This window comes from Vibrio sp. T9, assembly GCF_003123985.1.
Taxonomy (GTDB): domain Bacteria; phylum Pseudomonadota; class Gammaproteobacteria; order Enterobacterales; family Vibrionaceae; genus Vibrio; species Vibrio diabolicus.
Genome location: NZ_NIGY01000098.1, coordinates 1 through 374 on the forward strand (window position 1 = coordinate 1; position 374 = coordinate 374).

A 374-nucleotide genomic window follows, 5' to 3' on the forward strand; every position below is an offset into this window, starting at 1 on the left:
GACTCGCGCCGGTGGCACTTGTGTCCATAGCTAACCTTGCCGGTCCGACAGTCGTGAGGAATAGCTTCTGGTCCGAGCAGCACTTTCCCTCTCTGCGCTAGAGCGGCTCGAACCCCAGCGCGCCAAGCTCCTCTGCAACCCGCAGCATTCCCGCTCCGTAGCCCGGGGATGGCGCCGTTCCTACCGGACCAAGGACGACGACTAAATGAGCGGCAGCGAGCGCCAGGTCGACATACCCGGCCACATCGGCCTTGGCCGCAATTAGCTGCGCTCGGAACCTGGCCTCATCGAGATCGAGAGCCAGAGCAGCATCGTTCATGCCAGCCGCGTCTCGAACGAGAACAGCAACATCAAGGATGTAATTCTCGCGGGAG

1 protein-coding gene is annotated in these 374 nt (G+C 62.0%); it reads right to left on the reverse strand.

The genetic code is table 11. The annotated features are described in order from the left end of the window. Nucleotides 1-97 precede the first annotated feature (97 nt). Nucleotides 98-374: hypothetical protein (locus tag CBX98_RS25605; protein ID WP_206781400.1), on the reverse strand; the 277-nt coding region annotated here is incomplete at its 5' end.